Genomic DNA, 6,706 nt, shown 5'->3' with positions numbered 1-6,706 from the left:
GGCCTCGGTGGCGCGTTCGCTGAGACGCTGGCCCTGCGCGTGGCCCAGCACCTGCTGCAGCACCAGGTCACCGGCGGGGAAGGCATCAGGCTGGCCCAGCCCGCGCAGGGCAATGTACTGCGCCGTCCACGGGCCGATGCCGGGCAGGGCCACGCAGCGGGCGACGAATTCCTCCAGTGCCTGCCCCGGCCCGAAGTCCAGCTGGCCGCTCGCGCAGGCTGCGGCGAGGGCGCGCACGGTGGCGGCGCGGCTGCGTGGCAGGCCGATCGATTCCAGCGGCGCGTCGGCCAGTACGTCCGGCGCTGGAAACTGACGGTCGAATTCGGACGGCATGCCGGGCAGGTGCGCACCGTAGGCATCGACCAGCCGGCGCGCGAACGTGGTGGCCGCGGCCACGCTGACCTGCTGGCCCAGTACCGCGCGCACGCCCACCTCGAAGCCGTCCCATCCGCCTAGCACGCGCAGGCCGGGGCGCTCGGCGATGCCGCGCGCCAACAGCGGTTCGTCGCCCAGCGCTGCGTGCACCTGCTGCAGGTCGGCGTCCAGGTCGAACACACGGCGCACGCGGCGCACGATGTCCGGAATCAGGCGTGGGTCGACCGCGCCCAGTTGCAGGCGCAGCTCGGGCCGCTTCGGGTCGGCGGTGACGCGCAGCAGGGCGGGGCGCTCGGCTGTGCCCAACACGCGCTGGTAACTGTCTTCCCCGATCAGTTCGATGCCGGGCAGGCTGCGCTTACGCAGGAAGGCCAGCATGCGGGGGAAATCCAGCGGCGGTCGATAGCCCAGGCGCAGCACCAGCCCGCCATCGTCGGCGGCCAGCGGATGGTGTTGGCGACGCAGTACGGTGGGCGCCATGCCGCAGCCCTGCAGGAACGCCGTATTGAAGCGGCGCAGGCTGTTGTAACCAGCGGCCAGTGCCACGTCGGTCACCGGCAGCGTGGTTTCGGTCAGCAGCTGCTTGGCCAGCAGCAGGCGATGGGTTGCGTGGATCTGCCCTGGCGTTGCGCCCAGCCGTTCGACGAACAGGCGTTGCAGCTGGCGTGCGCTGAGGCCGATCTTTCCCGCCAGCTCGGCCACCGGCTGGTCCTGCAGGAAGCCGGCATGGATCAGCGCGAGGGCACGCTGCACGGCCTGTCCGGCCAGCGCCTGTTGTGCCAGCGGGGCCAGCTCGGGGCGGCAGCGCAGGCAGGGACGATAGCCGGCCGACGCAGCGGCAGCAGCCGTGGGGTAGTAGGTGATGTTACGTGGTTTCGGTGGCGGCGCCGGGCACACCGGCCGGCAGTAGATGCCGGTGCTGCGCACGGCGGTGAAGAATACGCCGTCGAAGCGTGCATCGCGGGCCAGGCGGGCACGGTCGCATGCGGCGGTGTCGAGGGCGAGTGCGGTATCCATGGCGCCAGTCTAGGCGCCTGCGGGCGGTAGTACTCGCCATATTCGGACATGGATGCTGGAGGGGCTTGGCCGGGCTGCGCCCGGCACCCTCAACAGCAACAGCAACAGCGGGCTATCCGTGGGATGGCGGGGTGGRKCCGGTTGCRGGGGACGCTGCAAGTCCCCCTCCGGGGCCCGGCCCAGCCGCTGGCGGCTGTGCGTTCGGGCGCTTGCGAAGCAGTGCKTCGCAAGCAAAGCGCCCTCACCCCTGTAAGCTTGGCCGCGGCATCCATGCCGCGGACACCCCTGCAACCGGACCCACCCCGCCTTCGACAGTTTCMCGCGGCTGTTGGTGGGGGGGCGACCTTGGTTGATACGGTAGATCCACGACATGCGTGGAGGGGATGTCGGATGACGTTGGGACGGGAAATGACAGGGGCAGAGGGTCAGAACAGGTTCAGTGGCGGGCGCTGAATGCGCGTCGTGGACGGGTAGACTGTGGTTCTTGCCTGTCTGAATCCGGTTGCCCGATGTCCGCCAAACTCCGCTGGTTGCCCCTGTTGTGCCTGGCCCTGGCGGGCTGCAGCCAGTTGGAGAACCCTGGCAACGTAACCGCTGCCGACAAGGCCACGCGGGCTCCGGCCAGCGATGGCGAAAACATGGTGTCGATCAATGCCGCCGATGCGCCGCCACCGCCGGCACAGGCACGCAGCCGGGCTGATCGGCCCTGGCCGCAGGCGCAGCTGGAAAACGGCAAGGCCTGGGTCAGCTGCACCACCGATTACGCCGGCGACGGCGGCGATGGCATTGAACTGGAAGGCCTGCAGCGCGAACAGCTGAAGCAGGCGCTGGCGCCGTGCGCCGAGCGTGGCCTGCTGCGCGTGCGCTACAACGGCAAGATCAACCCCGGGTTTGCCGAGATGATGTGGCGGCTGGCCGTGGTCGCCGACGAGCTGCAGATCCACAAGCGCATCCTGGATCTGGATTCCAGCGGTGGCCAGGTGGAATCGGCCATCGTTGCCGGCGACAGCATCGGCGAATCCGGCTGGACCATCTGGGTGCGCGAGGGCTCGATCTGCCACAGCGCCTGCGTGTTCGTGCTGGCTGCCGGCGACAACCGCCTGTTGACCGGCAAGGTCGGCATCCACCGCATGATGCGCATCAGTTCCAAGGCCACTTCGCGCGCGGAACTCAACCGCGAGCTGCACGAGGTCTATGACAACGTGAAGGATTATCTGCAGCGCAATGGCGTGGCGGTAGGCGTGGCCGACCTGATGATGACCGTGCCCAACCGCAGCCTGCGCCTGCTGACTGCCGAAGAGCTTCGCCAGTACGGCCTGGACGGGACCAACGCCGTGCAGGACGACCTGGAGCGGATCAAGCAGATGCGTACCTGCGGCGACGACTTCGTGCAGCGCAAGGATGCGTTCCTGGTGGCGTTCGACCAGCAGTGCAAGCGCGACGGTGCCGACATGGAATCGATCAACAGCTGTGGCCAGTCGCTGAAGCAGCGCTTCGGCTTCCCCGACCCGGTGTGCCCGGAGGAAAGCCCGCTGTCGGAGATCGACGTGGCTACGCTGCCACCGGCACCGCCGGAGCAGCCGCCGGTGGCCGAGCAGCTGCCCGCGGCATCGGCGGCACCGGCGGGGCAGGCCGAGGCGGGTGCGGTGGAAGGCAGCGTGCAAGCGCGCTGACGGCCCACTCACTGCGCTGGCGTAGACTGCGGTTCTTTCCATCGAACCGGCGGTGTCCATGAAGCGCGTGCTCCTGCTGCTGTCCCTGTTGCCCCTGGCTGCACTGGCGCAAACGCCGGCGCCGGCCACGCCTGCACCGGCCCCGGCTCGCCCCGCGCCGAGCGCACCGACGGCCGCGAAGCCGGCCACTGCTGCCGCGCCGGCATTGAGCCCGGCGCAGCAGGCGCAGGTGCAGAAACAGGACGCGGAAATGGGCAGTGCCGCATTGAAGGCCGCGCAACTGGTCGACGCCAATCGGGCCGGTGAGTTGTGGGACGGCGCCTCGGCGGTTGCCCGCCGCGCAGTGCCCAAGGCGGCCTTCGTCAGCCAGCTTGCCGCAGACCGCACGCGTCTTGGCGCGCTGGCCGGGCGTGGCCAGCCGACCATCACCCGCGTGAAATACGCTGCAGGTGCTGCCGTGCCCGAGGGCCTGTACATCAACGTCAGCTTCCCGACCCGTTTCGCCAACAGCGCGCAGCCGGTACGCGAGCTGGTGTCGTTCCGCTTCGACGAAGACCAGACCTGGCGCTTGGCCGGCTACAGCCTGCGCGCATCCAGCCCCTGACGGAGATCGACGATGGCCACCGAACTGACGATGCTGGCGTGGGCGATGCTGCTGGGTTTCGTCTACATCTTTGCCGCCTCCACCGTGGTCACCCGCGAGCGCGGGATGAAATGGAACGCCTCCGCACGTGACGACTCGTCCAAGCCGCTGAGTCCACTGGCTGGACGACTGCAGCGGGCGCAATCCAACTTCTTCGAGACCTTCCCGTTCTTCGCCGCCGCAGCGATTGCGGTGGTGGTGGCCGGGCGTGGCAGCGACACCACCGCGCTGGCGGCGCAGGTCTACTTCTGGGCACGCGTTGTCTACCTGCCGCTGTACGCAGCCGGCGTGCCCTATGTGCGCAGCCTGGTCTGGCTGGTGTCGATCGTGGCGATCCTGGCGATGGTGTTCGCGCTGCTGTGACGCGCAGCTGATCCAGATCAAGGCCGGTCAGGCACGCGGCGCTATGCTGGCCGCGACTGGATCAACGGCAGGAGGCGCGCATGCGCAGGATGGACGTGGTGGTGATCGGTGCCGGACCGGCAGGGCTTTGCTTTGCGCGCGCGCTGGCCAGCACTGGCCTGCAGGTGGGGCTGGTCGAGGCACAGCCGCGCCAGGCCCTGGCCGAGGCGGCCTTCGACGGCCGCGAAATCGCCTTGACCCATGCCTCGCGGCAAAGCCTGGAACAGCTTGGCCTGTGGCAGCGCCTGCCCGAAGCCGAGGTTGCCGAACTGCGCGACGCGCGGGTGCTGAACGGAGGTTCGCCCTTCGCGCTGACCTTCGCCAGCAGCCAGGTAGATGGCCAGCCGCTGGGCTGGCTGGTGCCCAACCATCTGATCCGCCGCGCGGCCTGGGAGGCGGTGCAGGGCCAGGAAGGGCTGGACTTGTTTGATGGCCGCAAGGTGCAGGCGGTATGCGCCGACAGCCAGGGCCACGTGGTGCGCCTGGATGATGGCAGCGAGCTGCATGCGCGGCTGCTGGTATGTGCCGACAGTCGCTTCTCCGGCACCCGCCGCATGCTCGGCATCGGTGCGCAGATGCGTGACTTCGGCAAATCGATGCTGGTCTGCAGGATGCAGGTCGAACGCGATCACCACCACACGGCGTGGGAGTGGTTCGGCTATGGCCGCACGATGGCGCTGCTGCCGCTCAACGAAGGCCAGGCATCGGCGGTGATCACGCTGCCGCCGCGGCAGATCGAAGCGCTGCTGGCGATGGATGAGATCGCGTTCGGGGAGGCCATCAGCGGCTTCTTCGAACACCGCCTGGGACGCATGCAGCCGGTGGCCACGCCACAGGCCTATCCCCTGGTCGGGGTGTATGCGCACCGCTTCGTCGGCGAACGTTCGGCACTGATCGGTGATGCCGCAGTGGGCATGCACCCGGTCACCGCACATGGTTTCAATCTGGGCCTGGCCAGCGCGCAGCGGCTGGCGCAGGGCATTGCCGAGCAGCAGCGACGCGGAGCGGACATCGCCGCGGCCGGCATGCTGGGCCGCTACCAGCGCGGGCATCGGCTGGCGGCGCGGCCGCTGTATGAAGCGACCAATGCGATTGCCAGCCTGTATACCGACGACCGCCGTCCGGCGCGCCTGTTGCGGGCGGCCGGGTTGCGGGTARCGCAGGGGGTGGCACCGTTCCGGCAGTTGATTGCCGCCCACCTGACCCAGCGCGTGGCCTGACGGCCACGCGGTGACTTACGCGGCGGCCAGGACGCGGATCTGGCTGTCGTTGAACTCGACCACCTGGCCTGCGCGGATCTTGCAGGCCTTGCGCAGCTCGACCTCGCCATCGACCAGCACCAGACCTTCGCTGATGACCATCTTGGCTTCGCCGCCGCTGGTGACCAGGTCGGCCAGCTTCAGCAACTGCTTGAGTTCGACGTAATCGCCGTCGAGGTCGAATTCGAGGATCTGCATGGAACGGGTTTCCTGGGGCAGGCGCTGCAGGACAGGGCCCGCGGCGGTAAAATGGGCGCCTATTGTGCGCCACGGCGGGCCGTAAAGGCATGCCGTTGGCTTCCTGTACACCTTGTTCAGGCACAGTGCGGTATCATTCCGCTCTGAGCGAGTAAAACCTCAGCTCCAACCGAGCAGCGCCAGGGCACGCGATAAGAAGGGCGCCCAAAGCGCGGAATCCCCCTTTTTTTTCGCCTGCCATGCTCGTGGCAGTGCCTTCGGAGTTCCCCATGTCCCAAGAAACCCAAGCGCAGCTGCAGTTCGCGCAGCTCGGCCTGTCCGATTCTGTCATGCAGGCTGTCACTGCCATCGGCTACGAAACGCCGTCGCCGATCCAGGCTGCCACCATCCCGGCGATGCTGGAAGGCCGCGACGTGCTGGGCCAGGCCCAGACCGGTACCGGCAAGACCGCGGCCTTCGCGCTGCCGGTGCTGTCCAACATCGACCTGCAGCAGATCAAGCCGCAGGCCCTGGTGCTGGCCCCGACCCGCGAGCTGGCCATCCAGGTTGCTGAGGCGTTCCAGTCCTATTCCTCGAAGATCCCCGGTTTCCGCGTGCTGCCGGTGTACGGCGGCCAGCCGTATGGCCAGCAGCTGACGGCCCTGCGCCGCGGCGTGCACATCGTGGTCGGTACCCCCGGCCGCGTCATCGACCATCTGAACCGCAGCACGCTGGACCTGTCCGAGCTGAAGACGCTGGTGCTGGACGAAGCCGATGAAATGCTGCGCATGGGCTTCATCGACGACGTCGAAGCGGTGCTGAAGAAGCTGCCGGAGAAGCGCCAGGTGGCGCTGTTCTCGGCCACCATGCCGCCGGCCATCCGTCGTATCGCGCAGACCTACCTGAAGGACCCGGTCGAAGTCACCATCGCGACCAAGACCACCACCTCGGCCAACATCCGCCAGCGCTACTGGTGGGTGAGCGGCATGCACAAGCTGGACGCGCTGACCCGCATCCTCGAAGTCGAGCCGTTCGACGCGATGATCGTCTTCGCGCGCACCAAGGCCGGCACCGAGGAACTGGCCAGCAAGCTGCAGGCCCGTGGCCTGGCCGCTGCCGCCATCAACGGTGACATGCAGCAGGCGCAGCGTGAGCGCACC

General features: G+C 68.4%; 7 protein-coding genes. 5 read left to right on the top strand and 2 right to left on the bottom strand.

Annotation, left to right across the window (positions count from 1 at the left end; all coding sequences use genetic code 11):
• A partial coding sequence (locus AB4Y84_RS09660; RefSeq protein ID WP_442250064.1) for an AlkA N-terminal domain-containing protein occupies nucleotides 1-1,392 on the bottom strand: 1,392 nt, incomplete at its 3' end.
• Nucleotides 1,393-1,901: 509 nt separating this feature from the next.
• Here AB4Y84_RS09660 and AB4Y84_RS09655 point away from each other — a divergent pair.
• From AB4Y84_RS09655 to ubiM, 4 genes are all read left to right on the top strand, one after another.
• Entirely contained in the window at nucleotides 1,902-3,065 is a 1,164-nt protein-coding gene (locus tag AB4Y84_RS09655; RefSeq protein WP_442243771.1) for a hypothetical protein, read from the top strand.
• Between the two features lie 58 nt (nucleotides 3,066-3,123).
• Nucleotides 3,124-3,669: a DUF4019 domain-containing protein gene (locus AB4Y84_RS09650; RefSeq protein ID WP_032975755.1), complete on the top strand. Its 546-nt coding sequence runs from the start codon at nucleotides 3,124-3,126 to the stop codon at nucleotides 3,667-3,669.
• Nucleotides 3,670-3,681: 12 nt separating this feature from the next.
• On the top strand, nucleotides 3,682-4,071 hold the full coding sequence (locus AB4Y84_RS09645; RefSeq protein ID WP_312112989.1) for an MAPEG family protein: 390 nt from the start codon (nucleotides 3,682-3,684) through the stop codon (nucleotides 4,069-4,071).
• An 80-nt stretch (nucleotides 4,072-4,151) separates the two neighbouring features.
• Nucleotides 4,152-5,330 carry a 5-demethoxyubiquinol-8 5-hydroxylase UbiM gene (gene ubiM / locus AB4Y84_RS09640; RefSeq protein WP_442250063.1) on the top strand — a complete coding sequence of 393 codons (1,179 nt, stop codon included), beginning with the start codon at nucleotides 4,152-4,154 and terminating at the stop codon, nucleotides 5,328-5,330.
• 15 nt (nucleotides 5,331-5,345) lie between these two features.
• Here the strand turns inward: ubiM and AB4Y84_RS09635 are convergent, their stop codons facing one another.
• Nucleotides 5,346-5,567, bottom strand: a complete 222-nt coding sequence (locus AB4Y84_RS09635) for an RNA-binding S4 domain-containing protein (RefSeq protein WP_025877723.1) — start codon at nucleotides 5,565-5,567, stop codon at nucleotides 5,346-5,348.
• A 269-nt stretch (nucleotides 5,568-5,836) separates the two neighbouring features.
• Here AB4Y84_RS09635 and AB4Y84_RS09630 point away from each other — a divergent pair.
• Nucleotides 5,837-6,706, top strand: an 870-nt coding sequence (locus AB4Y84_RS09630; RefSeq protein WP_442250062.1) for a DEAD/DEAH box helicase, incomplete at its 3' end; no start/stop codon positions are given.

Source organism: Stenotrophomonas sp. 2YAF22, assembly GCF_052114665.1.
GTDB classification, from domain to species: Bacteria; Pseudomonadota; Gammaproteobacteria; order Xanthomonadales; family Xanthomonadaceae; genus Stenotrophomonas; species Stenotrophomonas indicatrix.
Note: the sequence above shows the minus strand (reverse complement) of the source record. Positions and strands in the feature narration are given on the sequence as shown.

Coding starts and splice junctions, on each gene's coding strand:
- AB4Y84_RS09635 (WP_025877723.1), bottom strand. CDS start 5,567: ATGCAGATCCTCGAATTCGACCTCGACGGCGATTACGTCGAACTCAAG.
- AB4Y84_RS09655 (WP_442243771.1), top strand. CDS start 1,902: ATGTCCGCCAAACTCCGCTGGTTGCCCCTGTTGTGCCTGGCCCTGGCG.
- AB4Y84_RS09650 (WP_032975755.1), top strand. CDS start 3,124: ATGAAGCGCGTGCTCCTGCTGCTGTCCCTGTTGCCCCTGGCTGCACTG.
- AB4Y84_RS09645 (WP_312112989.1), top strand. CDS start 3,682: ATGGCCACCGAACTGACGATGCTGGCGTGGGCGATGCTGCTGGGTTTC.